The following is a 21,012-nucleotide window of genomic DNA, read 5'->3' on the forward strand; positions in this document are numbered from 1 at the left end:
TACCGGCAGACAGCAGATGACAAAGCAGCTTCAGGATCGCGTCGCACTGGTCACCGGCGCCTCGCGTGGCATCGGCTACCAGATCGCCAAGGGCCTCGCCGCCGAGGGCGCGCATGTGATCGCGGTGGCGCGAACGGTGGGCGGTCTTGAGGAGCTCGACGACGAGATCAAGGCGCTGGGTGGCTCGGCCACCCTGGTGCCGCTGGACCTGACCGACATGGGCGGCATCGACCGTCTCGGCGGAGCGATTCACGAGCGCTGGGGCAAGCTCGACGTGCTGGTGGCCAATGCCGGCCTCCTGGGCGTCCTGGCGCCCATCGGCCATATCGAGGCGAAGGTCTTCGACAAGACGATGACGGTGAACGTCAACGCCACCTGGCGGCTGATCAGGACCACCGACCCGCTGCTGCGCAAGTCCGATGCCGGGCGCGCCATCATCATGTCGTCGGGCGCGGCGCATTCCGCCAAGGCCTACTGGTCGCTCTACGCGGCCACCAAGGCGGCCTGCGAGGCGCTGGTGAAGTCCTGGGCCAACGAGACCGAGAACCTGCCGCTGCGCGTCAACTCGGTCAATCCGGGCGCCACCCGCACCGCCATGCGCGCACTGGCGATGCCGGGCGAGGACGCCAAGACCCTGCCGACCCCGCGCGAGGTCGCAGCCAAGATCGTGCCCCTTGCCTTCGCCGACGTGACCGCGACGGGCAAGCTCTTCGACGTGCGGCAGGATCGCTTCCTGGACTATCGCGACCCCGCCTGAGGGTCGCCCTAGAGCGACATGCCGGACATGCTGCGTCCGGCTTCGCGGCTCTGCCGCTGGCGATAGGCACGGACCGAGAAGAAGATCGACGCGCCATAGACCAGCACCGTCAGCGTCGCCGTCGCCCAGAAGAAGCTCAACAGAACCGCGATATAGCAGACGACCGCCAGCATGATCGGGATGGCGTAGTCACGCCGCACCCGGATGCCGGCGCCCTTGCCAGACCAGGTCGGAATGCGGCTGGCCATCAGAAGCCCGATGAAGACCAGATAGACCGAGGCGACGACCGCGGTGACCTCCGGCAGGCCGGATTCAAAACCCGCCAGGCTGAGGTAGATCGGAAACATCGCCATCCCCGCCCCCGCCGGCGCCGGCACTCCGACGAAGAAGGCCGACTGCCATTTCGGCCGCTTGGGGTCGTCGAGCATGGTGTTGAAGCGGGCCAGACGCAGCGCGCTGGCACTGGCGTAGAGCAGCGCCGCGATCCAGCCGAGTGAGCCGGCGTCGTGCAGCATGTAGGCATAGAGCACGAGCCCCGGCGCCACGCCGAAATTGACGATGTCGGCAAGCGAATCCATCTCGGCGCCGAACCGGCTCTGCCCCTTGAGAAGGCGCGCGACGCGCCCGTCGATGCCGTCGAGCAGCGCGGCGCCGAGGACCATGCCGACGGCCAGTTCGAACCGGCCCTCGAAGGCCAGCCGGATGCCGGTCATCCCGGCGCAGATCGCCAGGATGGTGATGAGGTTGGGCACGATATGCCGGAACGGGATGCGCCGACGAACCTTGTCGTCCTCGGCGTCCGGCTTGCCCGGATCGAAGGGCGGAAACGGCGACTCGATCGCCATCAGTCGCGCCTCGACGGCCACGTCTTCAGGTTCTCGCCGAACTCGGCGATGATCGTCTCACCGGCCACGGCGCGCTGGCCCTCGGCCACCCGCGGCACGAAGCCGTCCGGCAGATAGACGTCGAGGCGCGAGCCGAAGCGGATCAAGCCGAAGCGCTCGCCGGCTTCGATCCGGTCCTCGACATTCGACCAGCAGATGATGCGGCGGGCGACCAGCCCGGCGATCTGCACCACGCCGATCTCCCCGCGCGGTCCCTCGATCACCATCGAGGAGCGCTCGTTGACCTCGCTGGCCTTGTCGAGCTCGGCATTGCGGAACTCACCCTCTCGATAGGAGATCAGCCGCACCCGACCGCGCATCGGCGCGCGGTTCACGTGGCAGTCGAACACGTTCATGAACACCGAGATGCGCAGCATCGGCTCGGTGCCGAGGTCCAGCTCCGCCGGCGGCATGACGTGGCCGACCAGCGAGACATGGCCATCGGCCGGGCTGATCACCAGATGCTCCGCGACCGGCGTGACGCGCTCGGGATCGCGGAAGAAATAGGCGCACCATGCGGTCAGGACGAGGCCAGCCCAGAACAGAGGCTCCCACAGGAAGCCGAGGACCAGCGAGACGACGAAGAAGCCCGCGATGAACGGATATCCCGCCCGGTGGATCGGCACGAGCGCGTTGCGGATCGAAGTGAAGATGGTCACTGGCTGTCTGGTTCCTTCAAAACTGGCGACGCGGCTGCGCCTGCCGGTCGGATAAGGGGCAATGGCGGCAAAGCAAAGACGGTTCCTCTGGGCTACTTACGAGAACCGAAATCACGTCTCCGGCGTGCGCCGGCGATCGACGATCCCGAACTCGTCCGCCTCGCGGGCGCGCCGCAGGGCTTCCTCGGCCTCGCTGGCCTCGCGCTGCATCGCCCACATTTCGGCGTAGAGTCCCGCATTTTCAAGCAGTTCGCGATGGGAACCGCGTTCGACGATCTCACCGGCCTTCAGGACGATGATCTCGTCGCAGTCGATGATCGTCGACAGGCGGTGGGCGATCGTCAGCGTCGTGCGCTCCCGCGAGACGAGATCGAGGGCCGTCTGGATCTCCTGCTCGGTATGGGTGTCCAGCGCCGAGGTCGCCTCGTCTAGGACCAGGATCGGCGGCGCCTTCAGGATGGTCCGCGCGATGGCGACACGCTGCTTCTCGCCGCCCGACAGCTTCAGGCCGCGCTCGCCCACCATGGAGTTGAAGCCCTCCGGCAGTTCGCGGATGAAGCCGGCGATCTGCGCCAGTTCGGCCGCCCGCAGCACTTCGTCCTCGGTGGCCGTGATCCGGCCGTAGCGGATATTGTAGAGAACTGTGTCGTTGAACAGCACCGTATCCTGCGGGACGATGCCGATCGCACCGCGCACCGACGCCTGCTGGACCTTGGCGATGTCCTGGCCGTCGATCAGGATGCGGCCGGACTTCACGTCGTAGAAGCGGAACAGCAGTCGGGAGATCGTCGACTTGCCGGCGCCGGACGGTCCGACGATCGCCACCGACTTGCCCGGCGGCACCTCGAAGGAAATGCCCTTCAGGATTTCGCGCGCCGGATCGTAGCCGAAGCGCACGTCCTCGAAGCGGATCGCGCCCTCGGTGACGGTCAGCGCCGGCGCGCCGGCCGGATCCTTCACCTCGGCATCCACCTCGAGCAGGCCGAACATCGCCTCGATGTCGGTGAGCCCCTGCCGGATTTCCCGATAAACGAAGCCGATGAAGTTCAGCGGCACCGAGAGCTGCATCAGCATGGCGTTGATGAAGACGAAGTCGCCCAGCGTCTGGGTGCCGGCCCGCACTTCCAGCGCCGACATCACCATGGCGATTGCCATGCCGACGCCGAAGATCACGCCCTGGCCGAAATTCAGCCAGCCGAGCGAGGTCCAGATACGGGTCGCGGCCGTCTCGTAGCGCGCCATCGAATGGTCGAAGCGCTCTGCCTCCATGCCCTCATTGCCGAAATATTTGACGGTCTCGAAGTTCAGCAGCGAGTCGATCGCCTTGGTGTTGGCGTCGGTGTCGGAATCGTTCATGTCGCGGCGGATCGCGATCCGCCAGTCGCTGGCCTTGATGGTGAACCAGCCATACAGCCAGACCGTTGCCGCGATGACCGCGAGATAGGACAGGCCGTAGGCGAAGCCGAAGATGATCGCGACCAGCGCGAATTCCAGGATCGTCGGCAGCGTGTTGAGAATGGTGAAGCGGACGATCGCCTCGATGCCCTTGGTGCCGCGCTCGATGATCCGCGACAGGCCGCCGGTGCGCCGTTCCAGATGGAAGCGCAGGGACAGGCGGTGCATGTGCACGAAGGTGCGGTAGGCGAGCCGCCGCACGGCATGCTGGCCGACCCGCGCGAACAGGGCGTCGCGCAACTGGTTGAGCCCGACCGAGATGATCCGCGCGACATTGTAGGAGACGACCAGCGTGATCGCGCCGGTCAGCGCCAGCGGCAGCCATTCCGTCGCCGTATCCGCGCCGTCGAGGGCGTCGGTCGCCCATTTGTAGAAATACGGGACGAGGACGGTCAAAAGCTTGGCAAGGACGAGGAAGATCGTCGCATAGGCGACGCGCATCCGCAGGTCCGGGCGCTCCGACGGCCACATATAGGGCCACAGATTGGCCAGCGTCTCGAAGGTCCGGCCGCTATCGCCGGACACGCGTTTACCGGGGTCTGACGCCACGTCGATCCTTTCCAACGAAGCGGCGCGCCGGGCTGTCCCGCCGCGCCGTCGACGTCTGGTCTGTGTCCGCCCGCGTCTAGATCACCGCCCGGCCGAATACAACGACGCCGCGCATCTTGCGGCCTTGCGCCGCCCTGCGCGTCGCGGCGCGATCAGCCTTCACCTTCGCCCGTCGCCTCGATGGCACCGGCGTCGTCGCCTTCGCCGGCATCGCCGTCCGCCGGCGTCTCCGGCAGGCGGAACACCTGCGCCGGATAGATCAGGTCCGGATCGCGGATCTGGTCGCCATTGGCGAGATAGATGACCGTGTAGCGCTGGCCCTCACCATAGGTCCGCCGCGAAATTTCCCACAGCGTATCGCCCTTGCGGATGATCACGCGCCCATCCGCATTGGCGAGCGCCGGCTGCCGGTTGACCGGGACGTCGGCCTCATCGCCATCGGCCGCGGATCCGGTCAAGGGCTGGTCACCCGCGCTGCTACCCGCCGGATCAGTCCGTGGCCTCTGGGCGTCGGCCTGCTCCGGACTGGTGGCAACGACCGCACGCTCGGGAGCCTCGGACGCCACGACTGTCGACGAAGAACCACCGGACTCGCCCGTTGCGCCCGACGCGGCATCGGCGGCGGCGCCGGTTTCCTGACCAGTGGCGTCGCGCCCGGCCTCGCTGCTGTCGCCCGGCCCGCCCGCCGCGGGTTCGGCCAGAGCCGGCGCGGCTGCATCCGGCGTACCGGCAGCAGTCTCATTGGCGTCCGCAACCGTCACTCGACCGGATTTCTCGGTCCCGGCCTCGGGAGAGGTCTCGCTCGTATCCACCAGCCCGGCACTATCCGTCGCCCGGCTCGCATTCTCGGCATTCGCCATCGACGACGCGTCCGGTACGCTTGCCGACGAAGCCTCTTCATTGCTCCCGGCCGCGTTCGAAGCCGAACTGTCCTGCGACGCTTTCTCCTGCGGCGCGCGATCTTGCGCCGGCGCCACGGCCGCGGCGGTCGCGCCCTCGGGGCGCGTGAACGGCACCTCGGCGCGGGCCACGACGCGGCCGTCCGGCGAAATCTGGTCGGCGCGCACCAGATGCTCGCCGACGCTCATGCCGGTGTCGCCGGTGACCAGGAACCGATCGCCGAAGCCGGCCTCGTCCTCGGCCAGGAAGACATTGTCGACATAGACCCGCACCCGCGCCCCGCGCTCGGCGGCGCCGGCGATATAGACCTGCGAACCCTCGACCTCCACCGCCTCGACCCGCAGCAGCGGCACCGTGGACGGGCTCGACGGCACGGCGTCGGCACTCCTGTCGCGCGGCAGCATCACGGCGCCGCCCGGCTGCACCGGCGCATCGCTCGCCGTCACATCCGTTTCGTCCGACGTGCTGGCGGCACTGTCCGCGGAACCCTCCGCCGGGACCGCCACCGACGGGGTACCCTCCGCGGCCGTGTCCGCAGGTGCGGACGCGCCCTCTGCGGGCAGACGTGCAGCCGTCTCGCCCAGCGTGGGAGATGCGCTGGCCGCATCCGCCGGCTCAGGCTTCTCGGCCTCGGACGGCGACCCCGCCTCCGCCGGCAGAGCCGGCTGCGCTGCTTCAGAAGCCGCGCCAGGCGCTGCGGCATCACCACCGGCGGCCGGCATCTCGATGAGCCGGGTCGGCGCATTCGGCGCCTCGACCATCGCCAGCAGTTCGCCCGGGCGGTCGCGCGGCGGAACGCTGACGATCGCGGTTTCCTGCGAGCGCGTGACGCTACCGTCCGGTAACGTCGCGCGAATGGTGATCGCATGATCGCCCGGCGGGAGCGGAGCATCGAGCACCACCGCGAAATCGCCGCCGATCCCGGCCGTATCGCCGCCGAGCACCGTCTTGTCCGACATCAGCGCGATGCTGCTGTCGGCCGGCGCCCGCCCGGCAATGACGGTGGAACCATCGGGCTCGACCCGCAGCAGATCGAAGCGCGGCGCTTGGGAAGCTGCAGCAGCGTCGCCGTCGGCGCGACCCTCGTCACGATCGCCGGCATTCGCGGCAGCGTCGACCGAATCGGTTACCGCCGGATTCTCCACTAGGCCGGTCACATCAGCGGCCGTCACCGCATCGCCGCTTGCCCCGTCCTCCGTACGACCGTTGCCAGGCCTCTCCGATACATCGGCTACGTCCGCACCGGCTGTCGGGGTCGCGGCCGCGTCGCCATCCTGCGCGGAACCGGTCTCGCTCGCACCCGCGACCGTTCGATTCTCGCCGTCGGATGCGGTTCCCACGGGAGGCTCCGTTCCACCGGCAACGTCGCCCGTGCCCGTACTGCCAGCACCGGCCTCGCCACCGTTCGCAGACGTCTTCGCGACAGCCTCCGCAGCGCTCGTCGGCGAATCGCCGGCATCATCACGGGCCGATGGCGTGGAAGCTGCGCTGGTCGTGGCATCCGAACCCGTGACCCCACCGGCTTCGGTCGACGCCGAGGATTCCTCGACAGATCCCGAGTCCCCCTCACCTGCGTTCGCGATATCCGTCTCCGCCGGCTCGGTCGCCGGCTGCCGCTGCGCCTCGGCGTCTTGCCCTGCCTCTTCGTTCCCCGCGACGGCCGGCGCGACATCGGACGTTGCCGAAGCGGTCGCGTCTCCTTCGGTGACCGACGGTTCGTCCGCAACGTCTGCACCGGGCGACGCAGTCCCTGCATCCGCTTCGGAATCGGCCGCGGCCATTTCCGACGAATCGTCCCGGACCGCCCCGGCATCAACCGTCTCGCTGCCAGCGTCCGCACCGGCCGCCCCATCCGTCACCTCGGCCGGATCGCCGCGTTGCGCCACCCGCAGCTTTTCACTGCTCAGCATGTCCCAGTAGCCGGCGACGATCGCCGCCAGGAGCACGAGACAGACGAGGACGATTCCGAAAGCTTTTTTCTGCATGATCACACCATTGCCGCCGCCCCGATCGCACGGCCGCTGAACCCCGGGGACAACTCCCTGTGATCTTTAGCGAAGCCCCGACCCGCTCACAAGCGAACCGCGCTGCGGCCTCATCTGCGCAGCCCGGCACGCAGGCACGCCGCCACCCGCCGCCCCCATGTCCGGGAACGAACGAAATTGGCGAAGACGGCGATTCCCCACGAGTTTTCTCGCCCACGCCCTTGCAAGCACGTGCCACGACGGGTAATCCGCGCAATTGGAGAGGTGGCCGAGTGGTCGAAGGCGCTCCCCTGCTAAGGGAGTATACGGGAGACCGTATCGAGGGTTCGAATCCCTTCCTCTCCGCCATTATCTCACACTCGAACGTCCTCTGATGCGAGAGGGCTGGGAGCGCAACCCCTGATCTGCGGTCTCTGGCGTAAATCCTAATGACTATGCGTTGGCCGTGCGAGCCACTTAGGATCTCTCTCCTCGGGATATTCTCCGAGGCTCTGTACTGCGCCCGAAAAGTACGGAACCGGAAAGGCCTGCATCTTCTGCGCGTTAGCGCCTGCCCAACCCTCGCCGAGTTCGTAATTCTGTCGGGCGGCGAACTCTCCCCACGGCCAACCTCGCTGACAGCATTGTTAGGCCGGTTTGTCGCGGTATGCTCGCTGGGATACGGCAGCAGTGCGCCCATCTCGGTCATTTAGGCCCCGCTCGCTGCTCCCTGTTAGCGGACATTACGGAGTCGAAGAGGCGAGTTGCCCTGCGCTGACAGCAGACATGAGGCGGTCAGCCCTGAAGCTGATGTTTCCACCCCGAGTTGAACAAGGACTCAGCGCGTTCCAGCATATGCGCATCAGGCGGCCCTGTTCGTATGATCCGCGAAGGGCGGAGCATCTCCCGGGTCATTTTGGGGCGCGAGGATTGGTATGCGAACCGCTCGAACCCCCGCTTGCCCATGGATGCCCCGCCCAGCGATTGAAATGTGGACGAGCCGCTATCGCTTTGCGGCATCCACGTAAGCCGTCCGCTGAAGACCGCACCGGCCGTGGATGCCCCTCGCGCTGTGACGGCTCGAGGGTCGCCGCTTCGTCGATGGGCATTGATCTGCGCGCCGTTGACGGCGGGGATTGTCTGTTCCCCGTCGCCGCGAAGGCACGAGCCTTTTGCTCCCGCGAGCCTGGACAGTTCATCTATCCGTCGACTGCGCTGCATGTGGACCTTGCGTTACGATGCGAATGTCCCTCTCCTCCGTTCCAGGCCACGCTGCGATACTGGATCTGGATCCGGTCGAAGAGGCTCCCCATCTTCCTTTGGGCATTGGGCGCAAGAACAGACGCGGAAGGACCTTCGGGAGAGTAGATGATCGACTGGTTGCAAAAGGTCTTCAGCGATCCGGCTTACATCCCCGTGATCGTAGCTTGCGTCGCGGCAGTCGCATCAATTGCTGGCGCAGTCATCACGATCTTCAACATCGCGATTACTGCGCGCACGACGGCAAGCGTCGCCAATCGGGCCGTCTACATCAACTCCGTCACCGCCGAGCGGTCAAAGTGGATCGACGCCCTGCGGAAATCCATCGCCGATTACTCGGGAGCCGCAGAACGTGTGCTTGCTCGCAGAGAGGATCCCAAATACGTCGGTTCGGTCGAGTGGGCGACAGACGTCCAGTCCTTGCGCACCCACATGTCCGCTCTGAAGATGAGGCTCAATCCACGAGAGACGATAGCTCAAAACCTAATCGACGCGGCACGCAAGCTAGATCAGGCTGCACGCATCCATAGGTGGGCGGATATGGAACTCGCCAGCGAGATCATGGTCCGGCATGGCCAGTGGATCCTAAAATACGAGTGGAACCGCGTTAAGCTCGAAGCCGCCTCGGGCAAGGAACGGGACAGACTTGAGCAAGCTGAACAGGAACTCGATGCCGACTACGCCAAGTTCCTTCAAAAAGACGGGTCTATGGAGCGCCTGAAAGCGATTGGGGTTGGCAAGTCTGAGGTGGAAATCGCACTCTTGCGCTCCAAGATGGACGTCGCTGTCCCGGACTCGCCGAAAACCTGATAGGCCGTCATGAGTGCCGGTGCCCTGTAGCCCGCCGTCCAGGTCGTCGGCGCCCTCGCCGTGAAGATGCACCTCTTCTACGACACCTCGTCGCCGGGCCGGAGCGAGCCTCTGGTCGCGAGGACGCGACTTCCGCTAGTTCGCGGTACGTCGCACCGGGCGTCATCCTGGAGTTCGGTGCGCGCTCGACTGGCGGACCGGGGCGGCCATGTGAAAAGTCAGGGGGAGGGTAATGAGCGAAATCGGAGACGAGCGAAAATTCCAGTTTCTGCGGAACGGCGATGCCGATCCGTCGGAACTCGACTGGAAGAAGGGAATCGAAAGCGCCCGCCAGGCGATTTCCGAGGCCATGAACGCAAAGAATATCGCGTTCTTGCTCGGTGCCGGCTGTTCCTCCCTGATGAAGGACAAGAAAGAACTCGGCGTTGCGACCATGGCGCCTTTGGCCAAGGAGTTCTGCGGAGAAACCCTCAATGCACGGGTGGAAGGGTTCTACGACGATCCGCTATTCATCGGCGCTGACCCGGCGCCGTGGCGGCTGACCAAGGGCGAACTCGATTATCTCGATTCGCTCGGGATCGACTTGGCGAAAGACTACAATCGCAACCTGGAACGCCTGATGGAGGTGCTGTTCGCACAGCGGTTCGTACTGCGCCAGAGCGAAAATCCCAGCCTCCATCCGTACCGCACTGTTCTCGACGGTATCATCAAGAAAGTTCAGGACTTCCTGTGGACCCGTGTCACCCAAGGGGCTTTCGCCACAGAGGGCGACACTACCGTGCGCGACCTTTATGAGCGGTTCTACAAGAAACTGGTCCTGCGAGATCGGTCCTTGCCCCGGCCGTGGGTGTTCACGACCAACTACGACCATTTCAGCGAATTGGCGATGGATCGGCTAGGCATTCCCTATGCCAACGGCTTTTCCGGCGTGGTGGAGCGTCGCTTTAACCCGGCAAGCTTCCGCTATGCCCTGGCCGAGCAACTCGACGTCGCCAGCCGCAAGTGGACCGCCGTCGACGCCTTCGTCTATCTCTGCAAATTGCATGGGTCGGTGACTTGGACCGAGGATGATCATGGCCTGTTCCCGATCAGGGAGGTTTGGCCTCCTGAGTCAACGAACCAAATGCTGATCTATCCGACGCCTGCGAAGCAAAACTCGTCGCTCGGCTCGCCCTACGCAGACCTGTTCCGCGAGTTCCAATCCCGGATCGTGCGCGAGCAGAGCGTTCTCATTACGGCGGGCTACGCCTTCGGCGACGAGCACCTGAACAACATCATCTACCAGGCGCTGACGATCCCGACGTTCCGTCTGGTGATCTTCGCCGCGCCGGACACGGCCGGCGAGATCGCCAAGCTGCGGGCGCTGCGCGACCCGCGCATTTGGATCATTGGGGGTAACGGTCCAACCGAAGGTACGAGCGCGCATTACTTCGACATGATCGTCGAGCATTTCATGCCGCAGCGTCCCACCGACAGGATCGACGACGCTGTTCGCAAAGTGTTGTCGGAGCTGGCCCCGAAAAGGGATGGCGAGCCGAAGGATGGCGAGGCGTGAGCCACGATGATCGCAAGCGCGCGATCGGCAAGGTGGTCTCGGTCGCGGCCGACCGCTTTGTCGTAGAGATGCACGTCGGCACGGACAACTTCACAGTCGTTGGCTTCGATGGCGTGCATTATGTGGCCCGGCTGGGATCATTCCTGATGATTCCGTCGCAGTCGGAATATGTCGTGGTCGAAGTTGTAGGCCTGCGTGAGCGCGACGCGAGCATTCCATCCGAGCGAGGAGACTTCGATCGGGCTGGCTCCTCAAAATATCTGGACGTGGTGCCTGTCGGCATGTTGCCTATGCGCGGCGGGACGTTTCGGTTCGGTGTCTCCGTCTTCCCGTCCCTGTATGCTGACGCGCTCTATGCACTGGATGGCGAACTTGATCGCATCTTCGAGACCGAGGCGGCCATTGAGCCGTCAATGGGACCGGATGGCGGCGCCTGCGAACCTGAAGGGGCCACGCGCTATCGAGTTCTGCCCATCGGCAAGTCGGTGGTGTTCGAGAACTACGACATTAAGGTCCGGCTGAACGAGTTCTTTGGCGGTCATGTCGCCGTCCTTGGCAATACCGGCAGCGGCAAGTCCTGCACGGTTGCCTCGGTTTTGCAGTCCCTTTTCAACAAACCGGAAGAGCATCACGCGCGGGGCGCGACGTTCATTGTCTTTGACGTCAACGGCGAGTATCACGCCGCGTTGAATGCTTCTGCGAAAGAAGGGGCAATCGGGGTTGAGCGCGTCGTCCTCGACGGCACGGCGGCAGGCTTCCGCCTGCCGCATTGGTTCCTGGAGTTGGCGGAATGGGAGCTGTTGCTGCAAGCCAGCGAGCGCACCCAAGTTCCAATCCTGCGAATGGCCCTCGGGCTTTCCACCCTCTTTTCAAATGTGGGGGCCGCAGAACTCAAAAGCGTCCGCAATCACATCCTTGCTAAATGCATCACCCAGATCATGCGCGACGACTCTTCGAGTCCGTCCAAGCATGATCGGATCATTGGTATTCTCCATCGCTTCAGCACGAACGAAATCAACGCGGCAAAAATCCGGCCATTCATTGCGATCAACTTCGGTCAAATGGCGAACCCGGCGGGTCTGGATAATTATCTGGTTGGCCCGAATGGGTTCGAGTTAGAGGATCTGAAGCTCCCAGAATACCAGAACTTGCCCTTCGATTTTTCTGCTCTCGGCGACGCGATAGACCTTGCCATCCTGTATGCGGAGGCGCACGGCAATCGGCAAATCCGCGACTACTGCTCCCAGATGGTGACGCGCTTCCAGGCTCTGGAAGATCGTCGAGAGTATGAGTTTCTCCGGCACGAGGCGGTGGGTGCAGCCGCCGACAATGGGGAGCTGGAGTTTCTCACGAGGCTGGTGGGCCTGATTGGCAAGGGAGCCGGTCACACCAAAGCTAATCAGATCATCATTATCGACATGAATGACGTCGAGGACGAGGTGGTCGAGCTGGTCAGCGCCGTGATCGCGCGGATGCTGTTTCGCTTGCTCCGGCGAGCCGAACCGCGCAATCGCTTTCCGATCCATCTCCTGCTGGAAGAAGCGCACCGCTACATTTCGGCGACGCCATCTCGCTATGCGGTGGACGCGACCAAGATATTCGAACGCATCGCCAAGGAAGGACGCAAATACGGCATGTTCGTCCTGCTGGCGTCTCAGCGCCCGAGCGAGCTGTCCAAAACGGTCCTCAGCCAGTGCTCCAACTTCCTGGTTCACCGCATCCAGAATCCCGACGATCTTTCTCAGATACGGCAGATGACTCCGTTCATTTCAGAATCAGTTCTGAAGCGGTTGCCGTCGTTGCCTCGGCAACATGCGCTGGTGTTCGGAACCTCGGTCAACCTTCCGACGACCTTCAAGGTCAGGGAGGCATCCCCGCGACCGCGAAGCGACGACACCGCCATCGTCGATCTTTGGTTCCACGAAGAAGGGCGAGCCGCTGACATTCGCCTGGCGCTCCGTCCGATCGGCGCCGATGCGGCGGCGGCTGGTGAGGAGCCGATGGCGGTAAACGAAGCACTGGACGATGACATCTTCTGACTATCTGGAGACTCTGGCGCAGACACTGGAGGCCACAGGGGACTACCGGGTGATCCGGCGTCTCAAGCCGTGCCCTTCCACCGTTGCGCCGCCCGGCACCCCGCTGCGCCTTGGCCTGATGGTCGATGTGGAGACCACGGGTCTCGACCCTCAGCGCGACGAGATCATCGAACTTGCTATGACGCCATTCAACTACGGCTTGGATGGCACCATTTTCAACGTGGGCGATAGCTTCCAAGGATTGCGTCAGCCGAACGAGCCTATCGCCCCGGAAATTACCGCGATCACGGGCATCACTAACGAGATGGTGGCCGGCCAGATCATCGATCCCGCAGCGGTAGCCGCATTCGCAGCGCCAGCTTCGCTTGTCATCGCGCACAATGCGGCGTTCGACCGCCGCTTTCTCGAACGATTCAGCGACGTGTTCTCAACGAAGCCCTGGGCTTGCTCGTTCAGCCAGATCGATTGGGCTGCGGAGGGGTTCGAGGGCACAAAACTCGCTTATCTCGCTCAGGCCGCTGGTTTCTTCTACGACCGTCACCGCGCGATGCACGACTGTCTCGCGACGGTAGAGTTGTTGGCAATGAGGCTTCCCCGATCTGGTGTTACGGGTCTTAGCCGCCTCCTGGACGGCGCTCGTGCCGTTTCTTGGCGCATCTGGGCGGAGAATTCGCCCTTCGACCTCAAGGATGTCCTCAAGGCGCGGGGATACCGTTGGAACGGTAATCCCGGCCCGCAGCCGCGCGCATGGTATATTGACGTTCACGAGGCTCAGCGCGAGGCCGAGCTGCGGTTCCTGAGAACGGAAATCTATCGGTATGAGGTCGATCCCCCGGTTCGGCGAATTGATGCGTATGATCGGTTTTCAGATCGCATTTGAGCGTCAGCATGAGTTCGGACTGACGCTTGTTGCGATCGTAGCCGTCCCGGAGCACGGCAGGCAGCACCTCTTGTCTGACCGTCTCGATCTGCTCCGGCTGGAAGAAGCCGGTGATGACGAGTTCGGTGATGTCCGCATTCCCCAGCCCTACGAGGCGGCGGGCGGCTTCGTTGACGCAGAAGACGCGTCCATCCCTGTGCGCCATGCCGACGAAGTCGCTGCTGTTCTCTGCCAGTGCGATCTTCGTCCCACGTCGTGACCATCGGCTGGCGGGCATCGATTATGAGCGCAACGAGGGTACGGAGGCCTGAAGGCCACAGTTCCGGTTGGCCGAGCGGCAAACTCTCCCAGTCATGGCTGCGGATCGTACGAGCCTGTTCGTTGCCGCCAGCAGGAAAGGAGTGCATGCGTCTTTAGTCTGGTTCACGGCTCCCGTGCTCGGCAGCCCCGACCTCAGGTAGACGACGGAAGACAGGCGAGCCATTAAAAGCCTGCCCGCAGGTAGAGCGGTTGGGGAACGTCGGCGTTTCCAGCGGACGAGATAGCAGGACTAGGTCCGAGTCATACCGTGACCGGAAAGGCAGCTTTCTACGGGTTTCGCTTGGAAGTAGACCTTCCGCTTACGGCCCAATGCTGAACCGGAAATCATTTCCAAGGGAGATCGGAACCCGAACGGCTTTCGCCTTGAATGCAGAAGCAACCAGAACTCTATTTGCCATTTTCTCCGTCTCTCTCTCGAATAATAGAAGACCTCGGATCGAAGCCTCCATCACTATCCTGTTTTCCGGGAGCACTTCATAATTATGCAGGTAAAAACATCGAATTCGCCCTGAGTAGCCGGGGTAAAGTCTGCGGATTGGTTCAGTAACCACCGTTGTGTTCCGGCCTCGCCGAGGTCAAGCTAACGAATGCGGCGGCTCAATAGGATGCTGCCGCACGGCCGATAGTGCTGAACTCTGCGCCTCGGTGAGCAGCCAATCGCGGAATAGTTCAAGTGAAGGGACCCCGGCGAATCTGGGAGAGCTCAAAAAATAATAAGTTTCTGTCGAGTGGATCTGCTGCAAGATCGGTGCGACCAATGAGCCACTTCTCAGGTCGTCGTCCACCAGGAACCGCTGCCCGATGGCCACGCCCAGGCCGCGCTGCGCCGCTTGGTAGGCCATGCTGGAGGACTCAAAGCTGTGGCCTTTGTCGAAATCCACAATGGCGCCTTCCCCGCAGGCCGCGAACCACGCGCGCCAGTCGTTCGGCCGCCCGAGGGAATGGAGCAGCGTGACTTCGGCGAGGTCCTTCGCGGTCATCACGCCCCCGGCGCTTGCCAGATAATCAGCTGAGCATACTGGGATCAGATAGGTCTCGCACAGCTTGTCGGCGCGCGCGTGCCACTCGCCTGCACCGGCACGCACCGCGCCGTGAATGTTGGTGTTGTTAAAATCCACCGGTTGCAGCGAGGCCGTCAGACGCAGATCGATCTCGGGAAAGGACGTGTTGAAACGCTTTAACCTCGGGATGAGCCACCGCATGGTGAATGTCGTATAAGTCTGGATTCTCAGAACGTCTCGCCGATCCTTCCTGCGCAGCCGTCGCGTGGCCCGGTCCGCCTTGACGAACATCTCGGCGATATCGCGTTTGTAACGCTCTCCTTCGGCCGTCAAAACGACCGCCCTGTGGCGACGCTCGAACAGCGGAAGACCCAGAAACTCTTCCAGATTCCGGATTTGCCGGCTTATGGCGGACTGAGTGACGAACAATTCCTCCGCCGCCTTGGAGAAGCTCAGGTGGCGGGACGCGACTTCAAATGCCCTGAGGGCGGACAAGGGTGGCAACATGCTTGCATTTCTCCGCTCTCACATGATCCTAGCTCATGCAAAGGCTTCCGAGAAGTCGTTTGAAGAGATGTCGCGAAAGCCTGAAGTATGGAGTCGACACGACCGCGGTAGCCACCGGCCGTGTCAGGCGCGCCGGGAGATCGTGCCAGAGGGGGAGTGATGATGATACGCGGGCTAGGATTCCATCTGGACACAGAAGCCTTGGGCCGTGAGTTCGGCCCCGTGCCAGTGATCATGCCACTTAGGGCCCGAACGGACTGGCACGCATGATCTCCGCCGCAACCACGGGAGGTAGGGTCGGAGTTATCGTCCAGACGGCCCTAACCGTCGTCGCGCTGATCTTCTCAGTCTACATGGTCTACACGACCATCTACGGACCGTATAGGACAACGCTGGTCCACCTCGCCCTGTTCCTCGGCTTCTCCTTCACCATCTACTTCCTGCGCAACGAGGGTGGTGCGCGTCGCGAACCGCCCGCGCTGAGGGCGGCCAGCTGGCTCTGCGCGATCTGCACCTGGGTCGCCGTCACCTACATACTGGCGAATCTTGACCGCATCCTCGCGTCCTGGGGGTCATCCTTCCTAACGACGACAGATCTCGTTATCGGGGGGCTGCTGGTACTCGTGGTGCTCGAGGCGGCACGGCGCGAAAGCGCAGCGTTCTTCATCCTTAGCGTTCTCGGCATTCTTTACATCCTGTTCGGCAACCTGATTCCGGGCGCGATGGGCCATAACGGCATGAGCCTGCCGCGGTTCATCTACCTGACCGCCTACACCGCTGAAGGCATCTTCGGCTTCGGGCTCGATGTCGCCGCCAATTATCTCTTCATGTTCATGCTGCTGAGCGCGGCGATGACCGAGACGCGCACCGGCGACTTCATCATGAACATCTGCAACGCCTTCTTCGGCCGCCACACCGGTGGCTCGGCAAAATCGGCGGTCGTGGCAAGCGCGGGTCTGGGGACCATGGTTGGCTCGTCGATCGGCAACGTGGCGACGACCGGCACCTTCACCATTCCCCTGATGAAGCGGAACGGCATGCCGGCCCACAAGGCCGCCGCGATCGAGACGGTCTCCTCGGAGGGCTCGCAGTTCCTGCCGCCAGTCATGGGCGCGGGGGCATTCATCATGGCCGACATGACCGGCATTCCTTACGCCACCATCGCCTTCGCCGCGTTGATCCCAGCGATCCTCTACTTCGTGTCGGTCTTCGCGGTCGTTCATATCGAGTCGGTGCGGCTGGGTCTGCGAGGTCTCGATCCGTCCGAGATCCCTTGCTGGCGGCAGGTCCTAAATGATGGATGGCACCTGCTCATTCCGCCGGCCGTCCTGTTCTACCTTCTCATTGGAAAGGGCTATTCGCCCAGCTACGCGGGCATGGCGGCCATCCTCATCGCCATCGCGGTGGCGATGCTGCGCGCCTCGACACGACTCAGCCTGCGCCGCTTCATCAACATTTTAGACGACGGCGCCCGCAGCGCCGCCTCGATTGTCGCGCTGGTCGCAGCCATCGGGTTCATCCAGCAGGCGCTCGTCACCACGGGCCTGGCTCCGCGCCTGACCGAGATCCTTCTGTCGGGCACCGGCGGCATGATGTTCATGACCCTGATCCTCAGCGTCGTCGCGGCGACAATCCTGGGGATGGGCATGCCCACCCCGATCGCCTACGTGCTGCTCGCCCTTTTCGTCGCACCCGCGCTGACAGCGGTCGGCGTGCCGATGCTGGCGGCACATCTCTTCCTCTTCTACTTCGCCATCAAGTCGGGCTCGACTCCGCCCGTCGCCGTGGTCGCCGTGGTCGCCGCGTCCATCGCCAAGGCGAACTGGTGGAAAACCGCTGTATGGGCGTTCCTCTACTCGGTTCCAGGCTTCGCCATCGCCTTCATGTTCGTCTACTCGCCCGCGCTGCTGATGCAAGGCAGCTGGGCGGCGGTCGTCTTCAGCAGCGCCATCGGCTTCATCGCGACCATCACCATTGCCGCCGCCTTGCAAGGCTGGTGCGTCTGGATGCTGAACCCGCTCGAACGTGTCCTGATCGGCCTCGGCGCCCTCGGCCTCATCTACGCAGACTACATCTCGGACGGCCTCGGGCTGGTCCTTATCATCGCCGGCCTGCTGCTCGCCCGTTTCAGGAACGGGAAAATGGCCGGAACCGTCGCCCACAACTGAACCACGCAGGGAGGAAACAATGGGACATAAGCAAGTAGCACTGGGACTCGCGCTTTCGGTCATGGCCATGCCAATCGCAGGTCAGGCGCAGGAACGCTGGTCGATCGCGACGTCAAGCACTGGCTCAGGCCCCTATATCATCGGCTCGGCCATCGCCGAGGCGATGAACAAGGGACAGAGCGGCATCGAGGTCTCCGCGCAATCGTCGGGCGGCTACAATGACAACCTCAGCCTGGTCGCGCAGGGCAACGTGAACTCCGGCCTCACGCTCTTGTCTGAGCTGGGCGACGCCTGGCGCGGCACTGGAAAATTCGAGGCGGTGCCGGACGCGAAGGAAAGGTTCGAGCCCCTGCGCCGGATGTTCCCGGTCACCACGGCGACCTTTCAGTGCGTCGTGCGGGCGGATTCTGGCATCACCAAGTTCAGCGAGCTGAAGGGAAAACGGCTGAACATCAACGTGCCGGCGACTGCCACCCAGGCGATCAACCGCGCGATGATCGCGGCGCTCGGCATGAAGCCAGAGGACTTCAATATCCTCGAGATCGCCACCAGCGGCAGCTATGACGCGCTGTCGAACAACGTCGCGGACGCGACCTGCAACGGTCAGCCAATGCCGTCCGGCTCGATCCAGCAACTGGCGGCATCGACCCCCGTCCGGGTGCTCGACATCCCCGACGACGCCTTCGACAAGCTGAACGAATCCTACCAGGGAACAATGCTCAAGGCGACGATCCCGGCGGGCACCTACTCGGGCCAGGACGACGAGGTTCACACTTTTGCCTATCCCGAGGTCCTGTTCGTGAACAAGGACGCCGAGGAGGAGCAGGTCTACGAACTGACCAAGGCCTATTGGGAGGGTGAGCGTCCGACCAACCCGGCCTTCGCCCAAGTGACGATCAAGAACGCAACGGTCGACGTGGCCCCGCCGATTCACCCAGGCGCCCTGCGCTACTTAAAAGAAAAGGATCTGATGAAGTAGGGCGCGCCGCAAAGGAGACTGGCTTCATGTTGATTCCGAAACCGCTCGCCGGTCGGACCATCGCGGAAGTACCGCGACCGGATCTGGATTCCGTGAGCCAGATCTCGATCGCCTTTGCAGGCCGTATTGCCGCCGACCTCGGCGCGCGGGTAGTCTGCGTCACTGCCGATGGAGACGACCCCATGGCCGGCTGGGCGCCCTTGGCGGCGGACGGCCTGAGCGCCATCGGCGCCTTCCTGGGCAGCGGCAAGTCATTCGCCAAAACCGTCCCGGAAGATTCCAGCGACGTCCTGACCAGCGACCGGGATCTGGCCTATGGCTGGGATCGGGGGGCCGCAGTCCTCATCCGGTCGTCGCTCGATAACGACGCGCCCCACAGCGAACTGACGATCCTGGCGGCAACCGGACTTCTCGACATCTTCGGAGAACCGGGGCGTCCGCCGCTGGCGATGCCGGGTCACCAAGCGGCATACTCCGCCGGGGCGGCGGCCTTCGATGCGCTCGTCGCCGCGATCCTAGGCGCCACGCTCGGCAACGGACATAGGCCAGGCCAGGTTTCGGTCGTCGACGTGGCGCTCTGGCTGAACTGGAAGAACTACATGGCCGCGGCGCTGGGGATGGACGACCTTGGCATCGGCCGGGCCGAGGACTGGGTGACCGTCGCGGCGCGGGATGGGCATTTCGCGCTGGTCCTTCAGGACAAGAACATGCCCCAGTTGGTCGAGCTGGTCGAAAATCCGCGCCTAGCCGGTCCTAGGTTCGCCACGCTCGCCGCGCGCCGCCGGAACGTCGAGGAATTCGTGTCGATCGTGTCCGACTGGGCGCGAGACATGCCGCGCGAGGATATCCTCTTGACGGCCCGCCGGCTCGGGCTGCCCTTCGGTCCAGTGCTCAAGATAGCCGACCTGATCGGCGACCAGCAAATGCTTTCGCGCGATTTCATCGAACTCGCCAAAGGGTCCCCGAGGCACGGCCTGCCCCGCCTTCCCGCGGCATGGTTCGAGGCCGCCTGACCATCGCACCGAAAGTCTCAGGAGAGAACGTGAACAAGCCATTGGCAGGATTGCGGGTCGTCGACCTTGGCATCATCACAGCTGGCGCCAGCACGTCGGCGATACTGGCCGACCTGGGTGCCGAGGTGATCAAGGTCGAAGGTCCGAACTACATCGACCCATTCCGTCGATGGGCCGAAAGCGGGGACGGCGACAACTGGTGGAACCACTCTCCATACTTTCGTTTCACGAACCGCAACAAGAAAAGCGTTTGTCTTGACCTAAAGTCGCCCGAAGGACGCGATCTATTTCTCGACCTTGTCGCCGCCAGCGATGTCGTGGTCGAGAACTTCCGGGTCGGCGTCCTCGACCGCCTCGGGGTGGGCTTCGGGGCGCTTCGCGCCCACAACAGCCGCATCGTCCTGGGGTCCATCTCCAGCCAAGGCACCTCGGGGCCCGATGCCAACGCGGTGTCGTTCGGTTCGACGCTCGAGGCCTCGGCGGGCTTCGCCGATCTGGTCCGCTACGCGGACGGACCCCCCAGGATCAGCGGACAGGCGCTGAACTATCCCGACCAGGTGGTGTCGCTGTTTGCGGCCGGTCTCATCATGAGCACGATCCTGGAGGCCCGCCGGACGGGTAAAGCCATGCATGTCGATATATCGCAGCGCGAGGTAACAGCATTCCTCTTGGGCGAGCATCTCGTATCCGCCGTTCGTGGCGCAACGGACAGGACCAATTCCCCGGTGCGCCGAGGGCTCAACGATGAAGGCATCTACGCAAGCCGCGATGGCAAATGGGTCGCGGTCAGTCTGCCTGCCGGGTCACTTCTGATCACCAGCGAGATCGCGGCGGGTGCGAGGGGCGATGTTCGAAAGCACGTCGCGGATATTGTAAGGGCACTCGACGGCGTGGATGCTGTGACCGAGTTGACCGCCCTCGGCGCATGCGCACGGGTGGTGGTTCGCGTCGAGGAGATGGTGCGCGAAGCCAAGACAAGCCTCGCCTTCGCTACCGCCCCGAATGGCGAAGCGGCAAAAGGGCTGCCTTGGCGCTACGGCGACCGGCCCCTGGAGATCGAGACACCGGCCCGCGACTTGGGGGCCGACAACCATGGCGTGGTTGTCGGCTTGCTCGGGCGAAGCGAGAGCGCCTTCCTGCGGCTGGTCCGCGAAGGCGTCCTGTCGACCGCGCCAAGCCAGCCGACCTGACGGGCCGCGCGAATTGGACGGAAATGACGAGGTGATCAGAGATGATGCCGGAAACGGGGACACAGCGCCGAGTGGCGGAAAGGGTTTAGGAATGAAACGAAGCGCAGCGGTCGTGGGCGTC

Annotated in this window: 15 protein-coding genes and 1 tRNA gene; 11 read left to right on the forward strand and 5 right to left on the reverse strand. The window is 63.8% G+C overall.

Annotated features, from left to right (window positions below):
- Positions 1-16: 16 nt before the first annotated feature.
- Positions 17-757 carry an SDR family NAD(P)-dependent oxidoreductase gene (locus tag H9Q09_RS16130; protein ID WP_187391867.1) on the forward strand — a complete coding sequence of 247 codons (741 nt, stop codon included), beginning with the start codon at positions 17-19 and terminating at the stop codon, positions 755-757.
- Between the two features lie 8 nt (positions 758-765).
- Here the strand turns inward: H9Q09_RS16130 and H9Q09_RS16135 are convergent, their stop codons facing one another.
- The 4 genes from H9Q09_RS16135 to H9Q09_RS16150 form a co-directional block, all read right to left on the reverse strand.
- Positions 766-1,596: a phosphatidylcholine/phosphatidylserine synthase gene (locus H9Q09_RS16135; RefSeq protein WP_024350491.1), complete on the reverse strand. Its 831-nt coding sequence runs from the start codon at positions 1,594-1,596 to the stop codon at positions 766-768.
- Between the two features lie 5 nt (positions 1,597-1,601).
- Entirely contained in the window at positions 1,602-2,300 is a 699-nt protein-coding gene (locus tag H9Q09_RS16140; RefSeq protein WP_187391868.1) for a phosphatidylserine decarboxylase, read from the reverse strand.
- Between the two features lie 111 nt (positions 2,301-2,411).
- Positions 2,412-4,304: an ABC transporter ATP-binding protein/permease gene (locus H9Q09_RS16145; protein WP_187391869.1), complete on the reverse strand. Its 1,893-nt coding sequence runs from the start codon at positions 4,302-4,304 to the stop codon at positions 2,412-2,414.
- Between the two features lie 152 nt (positions 4,305-4,456).
- Positions 4,457-7,189 (reverse strand): LysM peptidoglycan-binding domain-containing protein, encoded by a 2,733-nt coding sequence (locus H9Q09_RS16150; RefSeq protein WP_187391870.1) that lies wholly within the window; start codon positions 7,187-7,189, stop codon positions 4,457-4,459.
- A 258-nt stretch (positions 7,190-7,447) separates the two neighbouring features.
- Between H9Q09_RS16150 and H9Q09_RS16155 the strand changes: the two genes are divergently transcribed.
- From H9Q09_RS16155 to H9Q09_RS16180, 6 genes are all read left to right on the forward strand, one after another.
- Positions 7,448-7,537, forward strand: a tRNA-Ser gene (locus H9Q09_RS16155).
- 999 nt (positions 7,538-8,536) lie between these two features.
- Positions 8,537-9,238 (forward strand): hypothetical protein, encoded by a 702-nt coding sequence (locus H9Q09_RS16160; RefSeq protein ID WP_187391871.1) that lies wholly within the window; start codon positions 8,537-8,539, stop codon positions 9,236-9,238.
- Positions 9,239-9,470: 232 nt separating this feature from the next.
- Positions 9,471-10,793, forward strand: coding sequence for an SIR2 family protein (locus tag H9Q09_RS16165; protein WP_187391872.1), 1,323 nt, complete (start codon positions 9,471-9,473; stop codon positions 10,791-10,793).
- Positions 10,790-12,832: an ATP-binding protein gene (locus tag H9Q09_RS16170; RefSeq protein ID WP_187391873.1), complete on the forward strand. Its 2,043-nt coding sequence runs from the start codon at positions 10,790-10,792 to the stop codon at positions 12,830-12,832. Before H9Q09_RS16165 ends, H9Q09_RS16170 begins: the two co-directional genes overlap by 4 nt.
- Positions 12,819-13,712, forward strand: coding sequence for a 3'-5' exonuclease (locus H9Q09_RS16175; RefSeq protein WP_187391874.1), 894 nt, complete (start codon positions 12,819-12,821; stop codon positions 13,710-13,712). The genes H9Q09_RS16170 and H9Q09_RS16175 overlap by 14 nt, the downstream gene beginning before the upstream one ends.
- Entirely contained in the window at positions 13,687-13,971 is a 285-nt protein-coding gene (locus H9Q09_RS16180; protein WP_187391875.1) for a hypothetical protein, read from the forward strand. Before H9Q09_RS16175 ends, H9Q09_RS16180 begins: the two co-directional genes overlap by 26 nt.
- Positions 13,972-14,608: 637 nt before the next feature.
- Here H9Q09_RS16180 and gcvA read toward each other — a convergent pair.
- A complete protein-coding gene (gcvA, locus tag H9Q09_RS16185; protein WP_187391876.1) occupies positions 14,609-15,541 on the reverse strand; it encodes a transcriptional regulator GcvA in 933 nt (310 codons plus the stop codon).
- Positions 15,542-15,807: 266 nt separating this feature from the next.
- On the opposite strand from gcvA, the gene H9Q09_RS16190 reads away from it, so the two are divergent.
- Genes H9Q09_RS16190 through H9Q09_RS16205 form a run of 4 tightly spaced genes read left to right on the forward strand, consistent with a single transcriptional unit; the run spans position 15,808 to position 20,891 of the window.
- Complete coding sequence (locus H9Q09_RS16190; protein WP_187391877.1) at positions 15,808-17,709, forward strand: TRAP transporter fused permease subunit; 1,902 nt, start codon at positions 15,808-15,810, stop codon at positions 17,707-17,709.
- Positions 17,710-17,728: 19 nt separating this feature from the next.
- Complete coding sequence (locus tag H9Q09_RS16195; RefSeq protein ID WP_187391878.1) at positions 17,729-18,688, forward strand: TAXI family TRAP transporter solute-binding subunit; 960 nt, start codon at positions 17,729-17,731, stop codon at positions 18,686-18,688.
- 26 nt (positions 18,689-18,714) lie between these two features.
- Positions 18,715-19,701, forward strand: coding sequence for a CoA transferase (locus H9Q09_RS16200; protein ID WP_187391879.1), 987 nt, complete (start codon positions 18,715-18,717; stop codon positions 19,699-19,701).
- Between the two features lie 29 nt (positions 19,702-19,730).
- Complete coding sequence (locus tag H9Q09_RS16205; protein ID WP_187391880.1) at positions 19,731-20,891, forward strand: CaiB/BaiF CoA-transferase family protein; 1,161 nt, start codon at positions 19,731-19,733, stop codon at positions 20,889-20,891.
- The last annotated feature ends 121 nt before the right edge of the window (positions 20,892-21,012 follow it).

This window comes from Aurantimonas sp. DM33-3 (assembly GCF_014334315.1).
In the GTDB taxonomy this organism is placed as follows: domain Bacteria; phylum Pseudomonadota; class Alphaproteobacteria; order Rhizobiales; family Rhizobiaceae; genus Aurantimonas; species Aurantimonas coralicida.